The 15,678-nt window shown below is 73.3% G+C and carries 15 protein-coding genes; 10 read left to right on the forward strand and 5 right to left on the reverse strand.

Annotation, left to right across the window (positions count from 1 at the left end; all coding sequences use genetic code 11):
- Window position 1: 1 nt before the first annotated feature.
- Window positions 2-1,219, reverse strand: coding sequence for an MFS transporter (locus OG295_RS27825; RefSeq protein WP_371679361.1), 1,218 nt, complete (start codon window positions 1,217-1,219; stop codon window positions 2-4).
- A gap of 89 nt (window positions 1,220-1,308) precedes the next feature.
- Between OG295_RS27825 and OG295_RS27830 the strand changes: the two genes are divergently transcribed.
- From OG295_RS27830 to OG295_RS27855, 6 genes are all read left to right on the forward strand, one after another.
- A complete protein-coding gene (locus OG295_RS27830; protein ID WP_371679362.1) occupies window positions 1,309-1,878 on the forward strand; it encodes a CGNR zinc finger domain-containing protein in 570 nt (189 codons plus the stop codon).
- An 82-nt stretch (window positions 1,879-1,960) separates the two neighbouring features.
- Window positions 1,961-2,989, forward strand: a complete 1,029-nt coding sequence (gene argC, locus OG295_RS27835; RefSeq protein WP_371679363.1) for an N-acetyl-gamma-glutamyl-phosphate reductase — start codon at window positions 1,961-1,963, stop codon at window positions 2,987-2,989.
- Window positions 2,986-4,143 carry a bifunctional glutamate N-acetyltransferase/amino-acid acetyltransferase ArgJ gene (gene argJ / locus OG295_RS27840; protein WP_371679364.1) on the forward strand — a complete coding sequence of 386 codons (1,158 nt, stop codon included), beginning with the start codon at window positions 2,986-2,988 and terminating at the stop codon, window positions 4,141-4,143. The genes argC and argJ overlap by 4 nt, the downstream gene beginning before the upstream one ends.
- Window positions 4,140-5,048, forward strand: coding sequence for an acetylglutamate kinase (argB, locus tag OG295_RS27845; RefSeq protein WP_266838065.1), 909 nt, complete (start codon window positions 4,140-4,142; stop codon window positions 5,046-5,048). The genes argJ and argB overlap by 4 nt, the downstream gene beginning before the upstream one ends.
- Entirely contained in the window at window positions 5,045-6,235 is a 1,191-nt protein-coding gene (locus tag OG295_RS27850) for an acetylornithine transaminase (RefSeq protein WP_371679365.1), read from the forward strand. Before argB ends, OG295_RS27850 begins: the two co-directional genes overlap by 4 nt.
- Window positions 6,236-6,242: 7 nt before the next feature.
- A complete protein-coding gene (locus OG295_RS27855) occupies window positions 6,243-6,779 on the forward strand; it encodes an arginine repressor (protein WP_371679366.1) in 537 nt (178 codons plus the stop codon).
- A gap of 18 nt (window positions 6,780-6,797) precedes the next feature.
- On the opposite strand, the gene OG295_RS27860 is transcribed toward OG295_RS27855, so the two are convergent.
- Both OG295_RS27860 and OG295_RS27865 read right to left on the reverse strand, forming a co-directional pair.
- On the reverse strand, window positions 6,798-7,484 hold the full coding sequence (locus OG295_RS27860; RefSeq protein WP_371681334.1) for a L,D-transpeptidase: 687 nt from the start codon (window positions 7,482-7,484) through the stop codon (window positions 6,798-6,800).
- A 61-nt stretch (window positions 7,485-7,545) separates the two neighbouring features.
- On the reverse strand, window positions 7,546-8,994 hold the full coding sequence (locus tag OG295_RS27865) for a hypothetical protein (RefSeq protein ID WP_371679367.1): 1,449 nt from the start codon (window positions 8,992-8,994) through the stop codon (window positions 7,546-7,548).
- Window positions 8,995-9,268: 274 nt separating this feature from the next.
- Between OG295_RS27865 and argH the strand changes: the two genes are divergently transcribed.
- On the forward strand, window positions 9,269-10,696 hold the full coding sequence (gene argH / locus OG295_RS27870; protein WP_371679368.1) for an argininosuccinate lyase: 1,428 nt from the start codon (window positions 9,269-9,271) through the stop codon (window positions 10,694-10,696).
- Between the two features lie 65 nt (window positions 10,697-10,761).
- Here the strand turns inward: argH and OG295_RS27875 are convergent, their stop codons facing one another.
- Both OG295_RS27875 and OG295_RS27880 read right to left on the reverse strand, forming a co-directional pair.
- The gene (locus OG295_RS27875) at window positions 10,762-11,181 is read right to left on the reverse strand and encodes a hypothetical protein (protein WP_371679369.1); all 420 of its coding nucleotides are present in this window, start codon (window positions 11,179-11,181) and stop codon (window positions 10,762-10,764) included.
- A gap of 233 nt (window positions 11,182-11,414) precedes the next feature.
- Window positions 11,415-11,948: an HAD domain-containing protein gene (locus OG295_RS27880; protein ID WP_371679370.1), complete on the reverse strand. Its 534-nt coding sequence runs from the start codon at window positions 11,946-11,948 to the stop codon at window positions 11,415-11,417.
- A gap of 90 nt (window positions 11,949-12,038) precedes the next feature.
- Here OG295_RS27880 and OG295_RS27885 point away from each other — a divergent pair, with 90 nt between their 5' ends.
- From OG295_RS27885 to OG295_RS27895, 3 genes are all read left to right on the forward strand, one after another.
- The gene (locus tag OG295_RS27885; RefSeq protein ID WP_030233780.1) at window positions 12,039-12,590 is read left to right on the forward strand and encodes a TetR/AcrR family transcriptional regulator; all 552 of its coding nucleotides are present in this window, start codon (window positions 12,039-12,041) and stop codon (window positions 12,588-12,590) included.
- On the forward strand, window positions 12,587-14,131 hold the full coding sequence (locus tag OG295_RS27890) for an MFS transporter (RefSeq protein WP_371679371.1): 1,545 nt from the start codon (window positions 12,587-12,589) through the stop codon (window positions 14,129-14,131). The genes OG295_RS27885 and OG295_RS27890 overlap by 4 nt, the downstream gene beginning before the upstream one ends.
- 69 nt (window positions 14,132-14,200) lie before the next feature.
- Window positions 14,201-15,676 carry a membrane-associated oxidoreductase gene (locus OG295_RS27895; RefSeq protein ID WP_371679373.1) on the forward strand — a complete coding sequence of 492 codons (1,476 nt, stop codon included), beginning with the start codon at window positions 14,201-14,203 and terminating at the stop codon, window positions 15,674-15,676.
- Window positions 15,677-15,678: the final 2 nt, after the last annotated feature.

The following is a 15,678-nucleotide window of genomic DNA, read 5'->3' on the forward strand; positions in this document are numbered from 1 at the left end:
ACTACGACGCCGGTCGGCCCGCTCCCGACCGCACCGGCAGGCCCCTGGTGAGCGGCCCCACCACCAGGGGCTGCGCGGCCGCGAGCGCGAGGCACAGGGCCGCGGTGCCCGCCCACAGGGTGCCGGCGCCGGCCCGTTCGAGCAGCTGGGTGGCGGTGACCGGGGCGGCGACCGTGGCGATGCCCCAGCTGATGCCGTACGCGGCGAGGTAGCGGTCGGTGCCGCCCGGCGGCGCCAGGCCGGCCACGACGCCGAGGACCCGGGCCAGGACCAGCGTCTCGCCCACGCTCAGCACGGCGGTGGCGGCCAGGAACGCGGGCAGGCCCCGCGCCGTGGCGTAGCCGGCCAGACCGGCCGCCAGCAGGGCGTAGCCGAGGGCCATGGCCGCGGGGTCGGGCAGCGCGGCCAGGCGGCGCAGGCGCAGCGCCGGCTGGACCGCGACGACGGTCACGGCCGAGGCGGTGAACAGGAGCCCGGCGTCGGCGGGTCGCAGGCCGCGGTGGCCGAGGGTGAGCGGGAGCGCCATCACGATCTGCATGGACACGAGCGCGAACGCGGTCCCGGAGGTGAACATCGCCCAGAGACCCCGGTCCCGCCAGGGCCGCACGGGTCCGCCGCCGTCGCCGCCCCCGCCGTCGCCGTTTCCGTCGTCCCGTGCGGCGTGCGGGCCCCGGGGGCCGTCGGCCGGCAGGGCCAGGCGCAGGGTCAGCGCGCAGGCAAGGCAGGTGAGCGCGTCGACGACGAACAGCCAGCGCAGGTCCCACCGGCCCAGCCCCGCCGCGATCAGACCGGCGCCGGTGCCGCCGACGGCCAGTGCGGCGTTGAGCGCCCCGTAGGCGCGCACCCGGTCGGCCGGGCCGACGGCGTCGGCGATCAGCGCCTGGCTCGGCGGCTCGTACAGCTCGAAGGACAGGCCGAGCAGGACCGCGAAGACGGCCACCGCGGCGAGGGAGCCGGCGGCGGCGATGCCCAGCTGGGCGAGGGCGCAGCCGACGAGTCCCAGCACGATCGTGCGGCGGCGCCCGATCCGGCCCGCCAGCCGGCCGCCCGCCACCCGGGAGGGGATCGTGGCGAGGCCGAAGCCCCCCGAGACCAGGCCCGCCGTCGTCGTGCCCGCGCCGAACTCGGTGCCGATCAGTACGGTCAGGAAGGGCAGGGAGAAGGCGCCGAGCCGGTTGATCGCCCGCGCCGCCACCAGCAGCCATACGGTCCGCGGCATGACCCCACCTCTCGCGTAACTGTCGTATCGAGTAATGTCGGTTACGGACGCCATGGACGCTAGCGATCGAAGGGGTGACTGGTCAAGTGATGTTCGACAGTCACGTAGCGGTACTGCTGGAACAGGCGGTGGCGCTCGTGAACGTCCTGACGGACGGAGAGGCGCGCGGCCGCCCGTATGCGGCTCCGCGCGGGGCGGAGCTGCCCGCCGCGATCGAAGGGGCGGTCCCGCGCGTCGCGGCGTCCCTGCCGCGCGCCGTCGACGCCGCGCAGGCGGACTACTTCGTCGGCGCGGCCCGGCGCATGCGCGAGGTCTTCCGGTCGATGCAGGATGGGGATGTGGACGCCGCGGCCGTGACCGTGAACGACCTGCTGCGCGACACCGGGGCCCGGCCGAGGCTGGACCGGACCGGGGGTGAACCGTGGCAGATGCACTTCCACGGCCCCGACGACTCCTTCGCCGCGGGCGTGACCGCGGGCAGCGCCACCGCGCTGGCCCTGGCGGTGGGCGGCGGCCTCGCGGGCCGGCTGGGCGTGTGCCGGGCCGACCGGTGCGACCGCGTGTACGTGGACACCTCGCGCAACGCCGCCCGCCAGTTCTGCTCCACCGCCTGCCAGAACCGCACCAAGGCCGCGGCCTTCCGGGCCCGGCGGGCCTGAGGCGCCGGGAGGAGGAAGATCGCAAGGCGATTGCATAAAAGTGCAGCCCTACGTATAGTCATGCCATCGAGGAGGAGGTCCGATGGTGGTACGTGTAGCGGTGGCCGGAGCGAGCGGATACGCGGGCGGTGAGGTCCTGCGCCTGCTGCTCTCGCACCCCGAGGTCGAGATCGGCGCGCTGACCGGCCACTCCAACGCCGGACAGCTCCTCGGCGGGCTGCAGCCCCACCTCGTCCCCCTCGCCGGCCGGACCCTGGAGGCCACCACGCCCGAGGTCCTCGCGGGCCACGACGTCGTGTTCCTCGCCCTGCCCCACGGGCAGTCCGCGGCCGTCGCGGCCCGGCTCGGCGACGACGTGCTCGTCGTCGACATGGGCGCCGACCACCGGCTGAAGGACTCCGCCGACTGGGACCGCTTCTACGGCGCCCCGCACGCCGGGACCTGGCCGTACGGCCTGCCCGAGCTGCCCGGACACCGCGCCGCGCTGGCCGGCACCAAGCGGATCGCCGTCCCCGGCTGCTTCCCCACCGCCGTCTCGCTCGCGCTCTACCCCGCCTACGAGGCGGGACTCGCCGAGCCCGAGGCCGTGATCGTCGCCGCCACCGGCACCTCCGGCGCCGGCAAGGCCCTCAAGCCGCACCTGCTCGGCTCCGAGGTGATGGGCACCGTGACCCCGTACGGGGTCGGCGGCGTCCACCGGCACACCCCGGAGATGGTGCAGAACCTCTCCCCGTTCGCCGGGGAGCGGGTGTCCGTCTCCTTCACCGCGAACCTCGTCCCCATGCCGCGCGGCATCCTCGCCACCTGCTCGGCGAAGGCCCTCCCCGGCACCACCGCGGAGTCGCTGCGCGCGGCGTACGAGAAGGCGTACGCGGACGAGGCCTTCGTCCACCTGCTCCCCGAGGGCGTGTGGCCGACCACCAAGTCCGTGTACGGCTCCAACGCCGTCCACCTCCAGGTCGCCCACGACGAGTCCGCCGGCCGGATCATCGCGATCAGCGCCATCGACAACCTGACCAAGGGCACCGCCGGCGGCGCGGTGCAGAGCATGAACATCGCGCTCGGGCTCCCCGAGACGCTGGGTCTTTCCACGATTGGAGTCGCGCCGTGAGCGTTACGGCTGCACAGGGGTTCACGGCGGCGGGCATCGCCGCCGGGATCAAGGCGAACGGCAATCCCGACCTGGCCCTCGTGGTCAACGACGGGCCGCGTCTGGCCGCCGCGGGCGTGTTCACCTCCAACCGGGTCAAGGCCGCGCCCGTCCTGTGGTCCGAGCAGGTCCTGCGCGGTGGTGCCGTCAGCGCCGTCGTCCTGAACTCCGGCGGCGCCAACGCCTGCACCGGCCCCCGGGGCTTCCAGGACACCCACGCGACCGCCGAGAAGGCGGCCACCACCCTGGGCGGCGGACACAACGCCGGGGAGATCGCCGTGGCGTCCACCGGCCTGATCGGCGTCCTGCTCCCCATGGACAAGCTGCTGCCGGGCATCGAGACCGCCGCGGCCGCCCTCACCGCCGACGGCGGCGAGGCCGCCGCCATCGCCATCAAGACCACCGACACCGTGCACAAGACGGCCACCGCCACCCGGGACGGCTGGACCGTCGGCGGCATGGCCAAGGGCGCCGGCATGCTCGCCCCGGGCCTGGCCACCATGCTCGTCGTCCTCACCACCGACGCCGACCTGGACAGCGCCACCCTCGACCGGGCGCTGCGCGCCGCCACCCGGACCACCTTCGACCGGGTCGACTCCGACGGGTGCATGTCCACCAACGACACCGTGCTGCTGCTGGCCTCCGGGGCCTCCGGCGAGGTACCGGCGTACGAGGAGTTCGCCGAGGCCGTACGGACCGTCTGCGACGACCTCGCCCGCCAGCTCATCGGCGACGCCGAGGGCGCCAGCAAGGACATCCGCATCGAGGTCATCGGCGCGCTGACCGAGGACGACGCCGTCGAGGTCGGGCGCTCCATCGCCCGCAACAACCTCCTCAAGTGCGCCATCCACGGGGAGGACCCCAACTGGGGCCGGGTGCTCGCCGCGATCGGCACCACCCAGGCCTCCTTCGACCCCGACCGGCTGAACGTCGCCATCAACGACGTGTGGGTGTGCAAGAACGGCTCCGTGGGCGAGGACCGCGACCTGGTCTCCATGAAGGGCCGCGAGGTCCGCATCACCGCCGACCTGGCCAACGGCGGCGAGTCCGCCGTGATCTGGGGCAACGACCTGACCGCCGAGTACGTCCACGAGAACAGCGCGTACAGCTCATGAGCACCGCGAGGAGGCACACCGCGCTGCCCAAGGCCGAGATCCTCATCGAGGCCCTGCCGTGGCTCACCCGGCACAACGGCAAGATCGTCGTCATCAAGTTCGGCGGCAACGCCATGATCGACGAGGACCTGAAGGCCGCCTTCGCCCAGGACGTGGTCTTCCTGCGCCAGGCCGGCCTCAAGCCGGTCGTCGTCCACGGCGGCGGCCCGCAGATCAACGCCCAGCTGGACAAGCAGGGCCTGGTCAGCGAGTTCAAGGCCGGTCTGCGGGTCACCACCCCCGAGGCCATGGACGTCGTCCGGATGGTCCTGGCCGGCCAGGTCCAGCGCGAGCTCGTCGGGCTGCTCAACCAGCACGGGCCGCTCGCCGTCGGCATGACCGGCGAGGACGCCCACACCATCACCGCGACCAAGCACAGTCCCGAGATCGAGGGCGAGCTCGTCGACATCGGCCGGGTCGGCGAGATCACCGCCATCGACACCGGCGCGATCGAGGCGCTGCTGGCGGACGGCCGGATCCCGGTCATCTCCTCCATCGCGCGCAGCGCCGACGACCACCACGTGTACAACGTCAACGCCGACACGGCCGCCGCGGCGCTCGCCGCCGCGCTGGGCGCCGAGACGCTGATGGTCCTCACCGATGTGGAGGGCCTGTACGCGGACTGGCCCAACAGCGACGAGGTCATCAGCAGGCTCACCGTCAGCGAGCTGGAGAAACTGCTGCCGGAGCTGTCCAGCGGCATGGTGCCCAAGATGGAGGGCTGCCTGCACGCGGTGCGCGGCGGGGTGGGCACGGCCCGCGTGATCGACGGACGGGTCCAGCACTCGATCCTGCTGGAGATCTTCACCGACGAGGGCATCGGCACCATGGTCGTGCCCGACGCCCAGGGAGGGGCACGGACATGACGGGCAATCAGGACTACGCCGCCCGCTGGCAGCACGCACTGACCAACAACTACGGCACCCCGCCGCTGGCCCTCGTACGGGGCGAGGGCGCCCAGGTCTGGGACGCGGACGGCACGCAGTACACCGACTACGTCGGCGGGATCGCGGTCAACGCCCTCGGCCACGCCCACCCGGCGATCGTCGAGGCCGTCACCGCCCAGATCTCCACCCTCGGCCACGTCTCCAACCTCTACGCCTCCGAGCCCGTCATCGCGCTCGGCGAGCGGCTGCTCCAGCTCTTCGGCCGCGCGGGCCGGGTTTTCTTCTGCAACTCCGGTGCCGAGGCGGTCGAGGCGGCCTTCAAGATCGGCCGGCTGACCGGGCGGACCCACATGGTCGCCACCGACGGCGGCTTCCACGGCCGGACCATGGGCGCCCTCGCGCTCACCGGCCAGCCGAAGAAGCAGGCCCCCTTCCTGCCCCTGCCGGGCGAGGTCACCCACGTCCCGTACGGCGACGTGGAGGCCCTGCGGGCCGCCGTCACCGAGGAGACGGCGATCGTCGTCATCGAGCCGGTGCAGGGCGAGAACGGGGTCGTCGTCCCGCCCGCCGGGTACCTGACCGCCGCCCGCGAGATCACCCGCGCGACCGGCACCCTGCTGGTCCTCGACGAGGTGCAGACCGGCATCGGCCGCTGCGGCCAGTGGTTCGAGCACCAGGCCCACGAGGGCGTCGAACCCGACCTCGTCACGCTCGCGAAGGGGCTCGGCGGCGGTCTCCCGATCGGCGCGGTGGCCGCCTTCGGCCCGGCGGCCGACCTGCTCCAGCCCGGCCAGCACGGCACCACCTTCGGCGGCAACCCGGTCGCCTGCGCGGCCGGCCTCGCGGTGATCGACACCATCGCCGCCGACGGCCTGCTCGACCGGGTCAAGGCACGGGGGGAGCGGCTGCGCTCCGGAATCGAATCCTCCGGTCATCCCCTGGTCTCCCACGTCCGCGGGTCCGGCCTCCTGCTGGGTATCGTGCTGACGGAGCCGCTCGCGCCGAAGGTGCAGCTCGCGGCTCAGGAAGCCGGATTCCTGGTCAACGCGCCCGCCCCCGACGTCGTACGGCTGATGCCCCCGTTCGTCATCACCGAGGCCGAGGTCGACGCGTTCGTCCGGGCGCTGCCCGGCATCCTCGACGAAGCGGGACGATCCGGAGAATGAGACGACGATGAGCCAGGCGCAGGAACCCGAGCAGAACGGTCCGTCCGTCCCGCAGACGCGTACCGCCCGCCACCGCCGGATCGTGGACATCCTCAACCGGCAGCCGGTCCGCTCCCAGAGCCAGCTGGCCAAACTGCTCGCCGACGACGGGCTGAGCGTCACCCAGGCGACGCTCTCCCGCGACCTCGACGAGCTGGGCGCGGTCAAGATCCGCAACACCGGGGGCGAGCTGATCTACGCGGTCCCCAGCGAGGGCGGCTTCCGCACCCCGCAGGCCCCGCTCGGCGAGTCCGCGAAGGAGGAGCGGATGCGTCGCCTCTCCGGCGAACTGCTGATCTCGGCGGAAGCCTCCGCGAACCTCGTGGTCCTGCGCACCCCGCCGGGCGCGGCCCAGTTCCTGGCCTCGGCGATCGACCAGGCCGAACTCCAGGCCATCCTGGGCACCATCGCGGGCGACGACACCCTGATGCTGATCAGCCGCGACCCGGCGGGCGGCCAGGCCCTGGCCGACCACCTCCTGCGCCTGGCCCAGAAGGAGGGCTGACCCGGCCCGCCCGGCGGCCTAGTACCGGGTCACCGTCAGCGGGCCGGAGTCCGTGCCGATCGCGATGTGGGGGTGGCGGCGGGGGTTCGCCCAGCGGAGGAGCTCGCGCATCGACCGCTCCGGTACCGAGACGCAGCCGGCGGTGGCGCCCTTGCCGTTCACGTGCAGGAAGATGCCCGCGCCCCGGCCGTGCACGGGCCGGTCGTAGTTGAAGGCGACGACCAGCGCGTGCGCGTACTGGGTCCGGTACGTGATCAGGTGCTCCGCCTCCCCGGGCGCGCAGTCGGCGGGCAGCGGCTCGGTCCAGCGGTTGTAGCTGCCCGAGGCGTTGTCCTGGCACCACCAGGAACGGTCCGTCACCCGGCGGTAGCGGTAGGCCGTACCGGCCGGCGCGCGGGCGGTGCCGAAGGCGTACGGCAGCTCGAACAGGCCCGTCGGGGTGGTGTCGGTGCCCTGGGTCCGCGTCGCGCCCTCCGTCAGGCCGTTGGCGCCGAACCGGGCGGGCGCGGAACCCGCCTCGTACCAGCGCCCGGCACGCCGGTCCCACCAGGTCAGCCGGCCCGTCGTGGACCCGGGCGCGGGCGCGACGGCGGTGATCAGCTGACTGCCGCCGCCGGTGTCGGCGAGGCGGGCGGGCAGCGGTTCCGGGCCGTACGGGAAGAGCCCGGCGAGGATCAGCGAGCCCGTGAGCAGAGCGGTACGCAGCACATGTCAGACGGTACGGCCGACGGGGGCCGCGGCGGCGCAGGCAGGCCGTCGAAGGGCGTCACAGCCGCAGCCGGTCGACGGACAGGAGCCGGGCCGACCGCGCCAGGAGCGCGCCGAGTTCCGCTTGGTGCGCCTCCCCCTCGTCGAGGGTGCTGAGCCAGTTCCAGTCGAGCACCCGGCTGCGCGCCCGCCGGCTCAGGCCCGGGTCGGGGTCCGTCAGCATGGCGACGCAGGACCGCAGTTCGGCGCTCCCGCCCCGGCCTTCCAGCAGCCGGAACGCCGCCCTGCGGGTGTGCGCGGGCCACTCGGGGCCGGTCCGGGCGGCCAGCGTGGCGGGGTCCAGCCGCTCGGCCGCGGGGAGCAGGCAGAGCGCGGCCTCACGGGCCACCGACGCCGAGGGGTCCTCCAGCATCGCGAGCAGGACCGCGTCCTCGACGGTGAGGCCCAGCCCGTGCAGTGCGGCCAGGGCGGCGGCCCGTACCGCGCCGTCGGGGTGGTGCAGCAGGGGGAGCAGCAGCGGCCCGTCGGCCTGTCCGGCCACCTCGCGGAAGCCGGTCACCGCGTACCCGCTCACCCGGTCCGGGTCCGTGACGAGCTCGCGGCAGTACGCGTACGGGTCGCCGCCGTTCTGCCGCAGCAGCCAGCGGGCGCAGGCCCGGACCTGGCCGGCGCGGTCCGCCAGGTGGTCCACCGCCTCGGCCGACCGCCCGGCCCGGCGCAGCGCGGTGACACCGGCGGCCCGTACCGCCGCGAAGCGGGAGCCGAGGAGGGCGTCGACCGCCTCGTCGTCCGGCCCGTCGGCCCCCATCGCCGCCAGGGCGGCGTCGGTCCACATCCGGCCCGTCACCGGGTCGGGCTCGGCGGCGGCCTGCCGGGCGGTCTCCCGCACGCCGAACCGCCCGGCGGCGAGGGTGACGCGGGCGCCGAACCGGCGGATCGTCAGGTCGGCGGACCCGCGCAGGCGCTCCAGGAGGCGGTCGCGCTGCTCGGGCGTCAGCGCGTTCCAGCTCCACGTCGTACAGGGCCGTCCGGGGCGCCACCAGGCGGCGAGGAGGGAGTAGCGGCCGGACAGGGCCGCCTCCAGCTGCTCCACCGCCCAGGCGCCGTGCTCACGGCCGCCCAGCCGCAGGATGAACGGGGCGATGCCGATCAGGACCTCGGCGGGATACCGGGCCACCACCCTGCCGAGGACCCTGCGGGCGCGGTCGCGGACCTGCGGGACCCAGTCGGCGCACCGGATCAGGACGAGCGGCAGCGGGGGGTTCCGCCATGCGGCGAGCGCGGCCGCGCGCACCCGCCCGTCGGGGTGACACAGCCGGACCTCCAGCCGCTTGCCGGCGATCTCCGCGCTGTGGGAGCGCAGGAGCCGGCGCATCTCCTCGTCGAAGGCGGTCCAGGCTTCCGGCCCGTTCCCGGCGAGCCTGCCCGCGACGGGGGAGGTGTCCCCGCGCAGCAGCCCCCGGGCCACGGCGCGCCCCCATGACGCGTTCTCGCCCGCGCTCCACATAAGTCCTCCCCGGTTGCTCCGCCGCCGATCGTAGGCGGCCGCAGGCGGGCCGCGCTCCCGATATACGGGCTGGTCAGCGGTGGGGCACCAGGCATCGATTGACGAAACATACGGAGCAATGCATAGTTATGCCTACGCTGCGGCCGGTCACGACGGCGCGTCGCATCGCGCCGTGAATCGTTTGACGCTGTACCGAGACGGCCTCTCCGCTTCCTGGCTTCCTGCGCGCGGCCGGGAGGCCGTCGCACCACCACCCTCATGAGGAGCAGTAGTTGTGAGCAGCAACAACGGTGACGTCCGGCTCTGGGGCGGCCGGTTCGCCGACGGGCCCTCCGAGGCCCTCGCGAAGCTGTCCGCGTCGGTCCACTTCGACTGGCGCCTGGCGCCCTACGACATCGCCGGCTCGCGCGCCCACGCCCGCGTGCTCGCCAAGGCGGGTCTGCTCACGGCCGAGGAACTCGACCGCATGATCGACGGCCTGGACCGGCTGGAGGCCGACGTGGCCGACGGCTCCTTCGTCGGCACCATCGCCGACGAGGACGTCCACACGGCCCTGGAGCGGGGCCTGCTGGAGCGGCTCGGCGCCGAACTCGGCGGCAAGCTGCGGGCCGGCCGCTCGCGCAACGACCAGGTGGCCACCCTCTTCCGGATGTACCTGCGCGACCACGCGCGGACCATCGGCGGCCTGATCGCCGACCTCCAGGACGCCCTGGTCGGCCTGGCCGAGGCACACGCGGACGTGGCGATGCCGGGCCGGACCCACCTCCAGCACGCGCAGCCGGTGCTGTTCGCCCACCACGTGCTGGCCCACGTGCAGTCCCTGTCCCGGGATGCCGAGCGGCTGCGGCAGTGGGACACCCGGACCGCGGTCTCCCCGTACGGTTCGGGCGCCCTGGCCGGCTCCTCCCTCGGTCTGGACCCGGAGCAGGTGGCCGCGGACCTGGGCTTCGAGCGGGGTTCGGTCGGCAACTCGATCGACGGCACGGCCTCCCGCGACTTCGTCGCCGAGTTCGCCTTCGTCACCGCGATGATCGGCATCAACCTGTCCCGGATCGCGGAGGAGATCATCCTGTGGAACACGAAGGAGTTCTCCTTCGTCACCCTCCACGACGCCTTCTCCACCGGCTCGTCGATCATGCCGCAGAAGAAGAACCCGGACATCGCGGAGCTGGCGCGCGGCAAGTCGGGCCGCCTCATCGGCAACCTGGCCGGCCTGCTCGCCACGCTCAAGGCCCTGCCGCTCGCCTACAATCGCGACCTCCAGGAGGACAAGGAGCCCGTCTTCGACTCCTGCGACACCCTTGAGGTGCTGCTGCCGGCCTTCACCGGGATGATGGCGACGCTCACCGTCAACCGGGAGCGGATGGAGGAGCTGGCGCCCGCGGGCTTCTCCCTCGCCACCGACATCGCGGAGTGGCTGGTCAAGCAGGGCGTGCCCTTCCGGGTGGCGCACGAGGTGGCCGGCGAGTGCGTCAAGGTCTGCGAGGCCGAGGGCATCGAACTCGACGAGCTCACCGACGACCAGTTCGTGAAGATCTCGGAGCACCTGACCCCCGAGGTCCGCACCGTCCTCAACGTCGAGGGGGCCCTGGCCTCCCGCAACGGCCGCGGCGGCACCGCCCCGTCCGCGGTCGCGGTCCAGCTCACCGAGCTCAAGGCCGACCTGGTCATCCAGCACGCCTGGGCGATCCACAAGCAGTAGTCCCGAGCGTTCCCGCGGGGGCGGGGGAGCCGGCCGGTTCCCCCGCCCCCGCGGTGTCGCGGGGATCAGCAGACGACGTTGACCGAGAACGGCCGGTCGCTGTCGACGGCCGCGGTGCCGCCCGCGGACGGCGTGGCCGTGCGGATGAAGAGGGTGTTCCCGTTCACCTGGCCGACCAGGATGGACGAGCTGCCCGGCCCGGGGTCGTTCCCCCCGTTGGTGTTGATGGTGCCCAGCAGGGCGCACCCGTTGAGGCTGCCGGACGTGGTGATGTTGTAGCGGCCGATGCCGAACTTGTTGATCCCCGTGATGCCCTGCCCGCCCAGGACCTGGCCGTTCGCGGCGACCCTGGCCCAGGCGGTGGTGACCGCCGCGGCCTGCGCGGTCCGGCGCGGTTCGGCCGAGGCCGACGACACGGCGACCGCGCCGCCGATGGTGAGGGCCATCACCGCGGCCCCGAGGGCCAGCTTCCTGGATCCGTTCATGGTTCTCTCCCTGCCGAAGAAATGAATCGGTGCGGGTGGCCCACCCCGGGTGAGGGCCCACCGGGCAGGACTCTCCTCCCTCCCCGGCCCGTGGCAGAAGGCCTCACGGCGACAGTCACTCCAAATGATCAAGCCCGCCCCGCATGCGTACGCTCGCTCGACGGGCTAGTCGTGCCCGGCGGCCGTTGACGGTCCCGCATGATCGCGCCCGGTTACGGGTATCGATGACCGAATCACCGTCGGTCGCCGCCGGGTGCGGGCGGGGCCCAGTCCGCCAGCAGCTCGAAGTCGCTCCCGACCAGGCCGATCCGCGCGTCGATGCGGAGCAGCAGGGCCCGTGCCGGGTGGCGCCGGTCGACGTACTCGTGGTCCAGGACCGTGATGTCGTCGTCGATCCAGGCGAAGGGGCGCGCGCCCGCGTACTCCAGGAGGTACTGGGTCTTCCAGAAGGTCCCGCGCGGCGCCCGGCCGTGCATCACCGGCCAGTCGACTAAGGGCAGCCGGGGCAGCCCCAGGTGCGGGCCTATCCAGTCGTTCGCCTCGTCCTTCCAGGTCGTGGCCCAGACGAGCTCGTAGCGGTCCGTGAGCGCGAGCAGCCGCTCCCCGTGGGCGGGATTCAGCCAGACGCGCAGTGGCTTCGCGCTCTCCGTCTCCCGCCAGCCCGTCGGCCGCATCCGGTGGGTGGCGTACCCCTCCGGGCGGCGCTGCGCCTTGGCCGCGTAGGGGTTCAGGGGTCCGTCGACGTCGATCAGCAGCAGGGGCTTCATGTCCTCAGGTTTCCTCTCCGGCTGTCCGACGGGCAGCTCATTTTTCGATTCGGTGAGACAGTGACGTCTCATCCGGGGTATGCTTGTCTCATGGCCATGGATCGTGACCAGGTGCTCCGCGACGCGGCCGCCCTGCTTTCCCGCAAGTCGACCGCCACGATGGACGAGGTCGCCCGCGCCGCCGGGATCGGCCGCGCGACCCTGCACCGGCACTTCGCCGGGCGGGACGCCCTCGTACGGGCCCTGGAGGAACTCGGCATCCGCGAGTTCGAGGTGGCCTTCGACAACGCCCGCCTCGACGAGGGCACGGCGGTGGAGGCGCTCAAGCGGCTCGTCGCCCAGGCGGAGCCGAACGCCGAACTGCTGGCCTTCCTCGTCACCGAGAACCAGCTCTTCGAGGGCGACCAGGTCAACGAGGGCTGGGCCCGCCTCGACGCCCGGGTCGGCGCGCTCTTCCGGCGCGGCCAGCAGGAGGGCGACATCCGGATCGACCTGAGCCCCGCCTGGCTCACCGAGGCCCTCTACGGCCTCATCGGCACCTGCGCCTGGGCCGTGATGGACGGCCGGGTCGCCGCCAAGGACTTCCAGTACATGATCACCGAGCTGCTGCTCGGTGGCGCACGACGGAGCGTGGAGCAATGAGCCGTACCGAACAGCTGAACCGGCAGACGGAGGTGGAGGGGCAGAGCCGCGGGCGGTGGCTCGCACTCTCCGTGCTCGTCCTGGCCGTGCTGCTGGTCGCGGTGGACGCCACCGTACTCGGTCTCGCCACCCCCTCCCTCAGCGAGGACCTCAAGCCGTCCGGCACCCAGCTGCTGTGGATCGGCGACATCTACTCCTTCGTCATCGCCGGCCTGCTCGTCTCCATGGGCTCCCTCGGCGACCGCATGGGCCGCAAGAAGCTGCTGCTCGTCGGCGCCACGGCCTTCGGGGCCGTCTCCGTGCTCAACGCGTACGCGAGCAGCCCCGAGATGATGATCGTGGCCCGCGCCCTGCTCGGCGTGGCCGGCGCGACCCTGATGCCGTCCACCCTCGCGCTGATCCGGAACATCTTCCAGGACCCCCGCGAGCGCAGCCTCGCCATCGGCATCTGGGGCGCCACCGCCTCGGCCGGCGCGGCCGTCGGACCGGTCGTCGGCGGAGCCCTGCTCCAGCACTTCTGGTGGGGCTCGGTGTTCCTCATCAACCTCCCCGTGATGATCGCCCTGGTCCTCGTCGGCATCAAGCTGCTGCCCGAGTCCAGGAACCCGGTCGCCGGCCCCTGGGACCTGGTCAGCGTCGCCCTCTCCCTCATCGGCGTCATCGGCGTGGTCTACGCCGTCAAGGACGTCGCCACCCACGGCCTCACCTGGGGCGTCTGGGCCGCCGCCGTCATCGGCGGGGCCTGCCTGTACGCCTTCGTGCGGCGCCAGTTCAGCCTGCCGTCGCCGCTGCTCGACATGCGGCTCTTCCGGCACCGCGGCTTCTCCGGCGCGGTCCTCGCCGACCTGCTCACCGTGTTCGGGCTCTCCGGACTGGTCTTCTTCCTCTCCCAGTTCCTCCAGCTCGTGCAGGGCCGCGACCCCCTGGAGGCCGGACTGGCCGAACTGCCCGCCGCCATCGGCGCGGTGGCCACGGGCCTGGTCGCGGGCCGCTACGCCCGCCGGTACTCGGTACGCGTCATCGTCACCGGCGGCCTCGCCGCGATCGGCCTGGCCCTGGGCGCCCTCACGGTGATCCACAAGGAGACCGGCTACCCGCTGCTCGGCGTGGCCCTGCTCGTCGTCGGCCTCGGCGCGGGGTTCTCCTTCACCGTCACCGCCGACGTGATCCTCTCCAGCGTCCCCAAGGAGCAGGCCGGTTCGGCCTCGGCCGTCTCCGAGACCGCGTACGAACTCGGCGCCGCCCTCGGCATCGCCCTGCTCGGCTCCGTGGTGACCGGCGTCTACCAGTCCTTCACCGCCCCCGCCTCCGTGCCCGCCCCGCTGGCCGGCGCGGCGCACGAATCCCTCGGCGGGGCCGTGGAGGCCGCCAAGGCCCTCGACCCGCAGACGGGCGCGCAGATGGTCGGCGCCGCCCAGGACGCCTTCGTGGACGGGCTGCGGCTCGCCTCCGGCGTCGGCGCGGCCGTCCTGCTGGCCACCGCCGCGGCAGCCTGGTTCCTGCTCAAGGGCCAGGAACTGCAGGACGGCGTCGAGCACTGACGTACCGCCAGGGGAGCGATTTCCGGCCGTGGTTGACATGACATCGACGGCCGGGACACCATCCCGGCGATGGAGATCACCGATCTGACCCCGGCCGAACGCCGTGTGTGGGAAGCCTTCCCGCGCGGCGACGGCGTCGACTTCAGGGAACACCCCGAGGACAGCTCCGTGGACGGGGCCGGATGGGGCCCGGAGCGCACCGTCCGGGCCGAGGTGCTGCGGGCCCTGCTGCTGGGCGCCGGCCCCGCCGAGGAGGGCCGGGTCGCCGGACTGAAGATCAAGGGCGCGCGGATCGTCGGCAAGCTCGACCTCCGGTACGCGGTCGTCGACCACGCCATCCGGCTGCGCGACTGCTGGTTCGAACGCAAACCCCTGCTGTACGGGGCCCAGCTGAAGGCGCTGGTCCTCGGTTACTCCACCCTCCCGGGCCTCACCGCCGCCACGGTCCGCGTCGACGTGGTCCTGCGGCTCTCCTGCTGCCGGATCAGCGGCCCCGTACGCCTCCAGGGCGCCAAGCTGGCCGGCGGCCTCTTCCTCCAGGGAGCGGTGATCGGGCCGACGGCGGGCGACGAGGCGGACGAACCCCCGCTCCAGCTCAACCACGTCGAGGTCGGCACCGACATCATCGCGAACGACCTGACCGTCCACGGCCAGCTGCGCCTCAACGGCGCCACCGTCGGGGGCCAGGTCAGCCTGGACCGGGCCCGCCTGCTCGCCCCCGGCGGGATCGCGCTGCACGCCGAGACGCTGACCGTCGGGACGGACCTGCGGGCCCAGCGGATGGAGGCCCACGGGATGGTCAACCTCACCGGCTCCCGTATACCGGGCCAGCTCAACTTCGCGTACGTCACCTTCGTCAACCCCGACGGCGTCGCCCTGCGCGCCTCCAGCTGCGCCGTCGGCGAGATGTGGCTGCGCAACTGCCCGCCCGTCGAGGGCCTGGTCAACCTGCGCCGCTCCCACTTCGACATGCTGCACGTGCCGAGCGCCACCTGGCCGGAGAAGATCCGCATCGACGGCCTCAGCTACCGCACCCTCGCCCCCCACCTGCCCGCCGAGGAGCGGCTGCCCGCGCTGGAGCGGGAGGAGTCGGGCTACCTCCCGTACGCCTACGAACAGCTCGCCGCGGCCTACCGCACGGCGGGGGACGAGGCGGCCGCCCGGACCGTCCAGCTCGCCAAGCTGCGGCGCCACCGCCGCACCCTGCCCCCGCACGGGCGGCTGTGGGGACAGCTCCAGGACGTCACCGTCGGCTACGGCTTCCGGCCGCTGCGCGCGGCGGGCTGGCTGCTGGCGCTGCTGCTCGTGGGCTCGGTCGCCTACGCCCTGCACGCGCCCCGGCCGCTGAAGGCGGGGGAGGCGCCGGACTTCAACGCCGTGTTCTACACGATCGACCTGATGCTGCCGATCATCGGCTTCGGCCAGGAGTCCGCCTACGCGCCGGCCGGCTGGTACCAGTGGCTGTCGTACCTGCTGATCGTGACCGGCTGGGTCCTCGCCACCACCACGGCGGCGGGCGTCAGCCGGTCACTCCAGCGGCAGTAGGG

Source organism: Streptomyces sp. NBC_01276 (genome assembly GCF_041435355.1).
Taxonomy (GTDB): domain Bacteria; phylum Actinomycetota; class Actinomycetes; order Streptomycetales; family Streptomycetaceae; genus Streptomyces.

What these genes read in the sequence shown, in the direction of transcription:
- OG295_RS27825 (WP_371679361.1), bottom strand. Translation starts at nt 1,219, where the DNA reads ATGCCGCGGACCGTATGGCTGCTGGTGGCGGCGCGGGCGATCAACCGG.
- OG295_RS27830 (WP_371679362.1), top strand. Translation starts at nt 1,309, where the DNA reads ATGTTCGACAGTCACGTAGCGGTACTGCTGGAACAGGCGGTGGCGCTC.
- argC (WP_371679363.1), top strand. Translation starts at nt 1,961, where the DNA reads ATGGTGGTACGTGTAGCGGTGGCCGGAGCGAGCGGATACGCGGGCGGT.
- argB (WP_266838065.1), top strand. Translation starts at nt 4,140, where the DNA reads ATGAGCACCGCGAGGAGGCACACCGCGCTGCCCAAGGCCGAGATCCTC.
- OG295_RS27850 (WP_371679365.1), top strand. Translation starts at nt 5,045, where the DNA reads ATGACGGGCAATCAGGACTACGCCGCCCGCTGGCAGCACGCACTGACC.
- OG295_RS27855 (WP_371679366.1), top strand. Translation starts at nt 6,243, where the DNA reads ATGAGCCAGGCGCAGGAACCCGAGCAGAACGGTCCGTCCGTCCCGCAG.
- OG295_RS27865 (WP_371679367.1), bottom strand. Translation starts at nt 8,994, where the DNA reads ATGTGGAGCGCGGGCGAGAACGCGTCATGGGGGCGCGCCGTGGCCCGG.
- OG295_RS27875 (WP_371679369.1), bottom strand. Translation starts at nt 11,181, where the DNA reads ATGAACGGATCCAGGAAGCTGGCCCTCGGGGCCGCGGTGATGGCCCTC.
- OG295_RS27880 (WP_371679370.1), bottom strand. Translation starts at nt 11,948, where the DNA reads ATGAAGCCCCTGCTGCTGATCGACGTCGACGGACCCCTGAACCCCTAC.
- OG295_RS27885 (WP_030233780.1), top strand. Translation starts at nt 12,039, where the DNA reads ATGGCCATGGATCGTGACCAGGTGCTCCGCGACGCGGCCGCCCTGCTT.
- OG295_RS27890 (WP_371679371.1), top strand. Translation starts at nt 12,587, where the DNA reads ATGAGCCGTACCGAACAGCTGAACCGGCAGACGGAGGTGGAGGGGCAG.
- OG295_RS27895 (WP_371679373.1), top strand. Translation starts at nt 14,201, where the DNA reads ATGGAGATCACCGATCTGACCCCGGCCGAACGCCGTGTGTGGGAAGCC.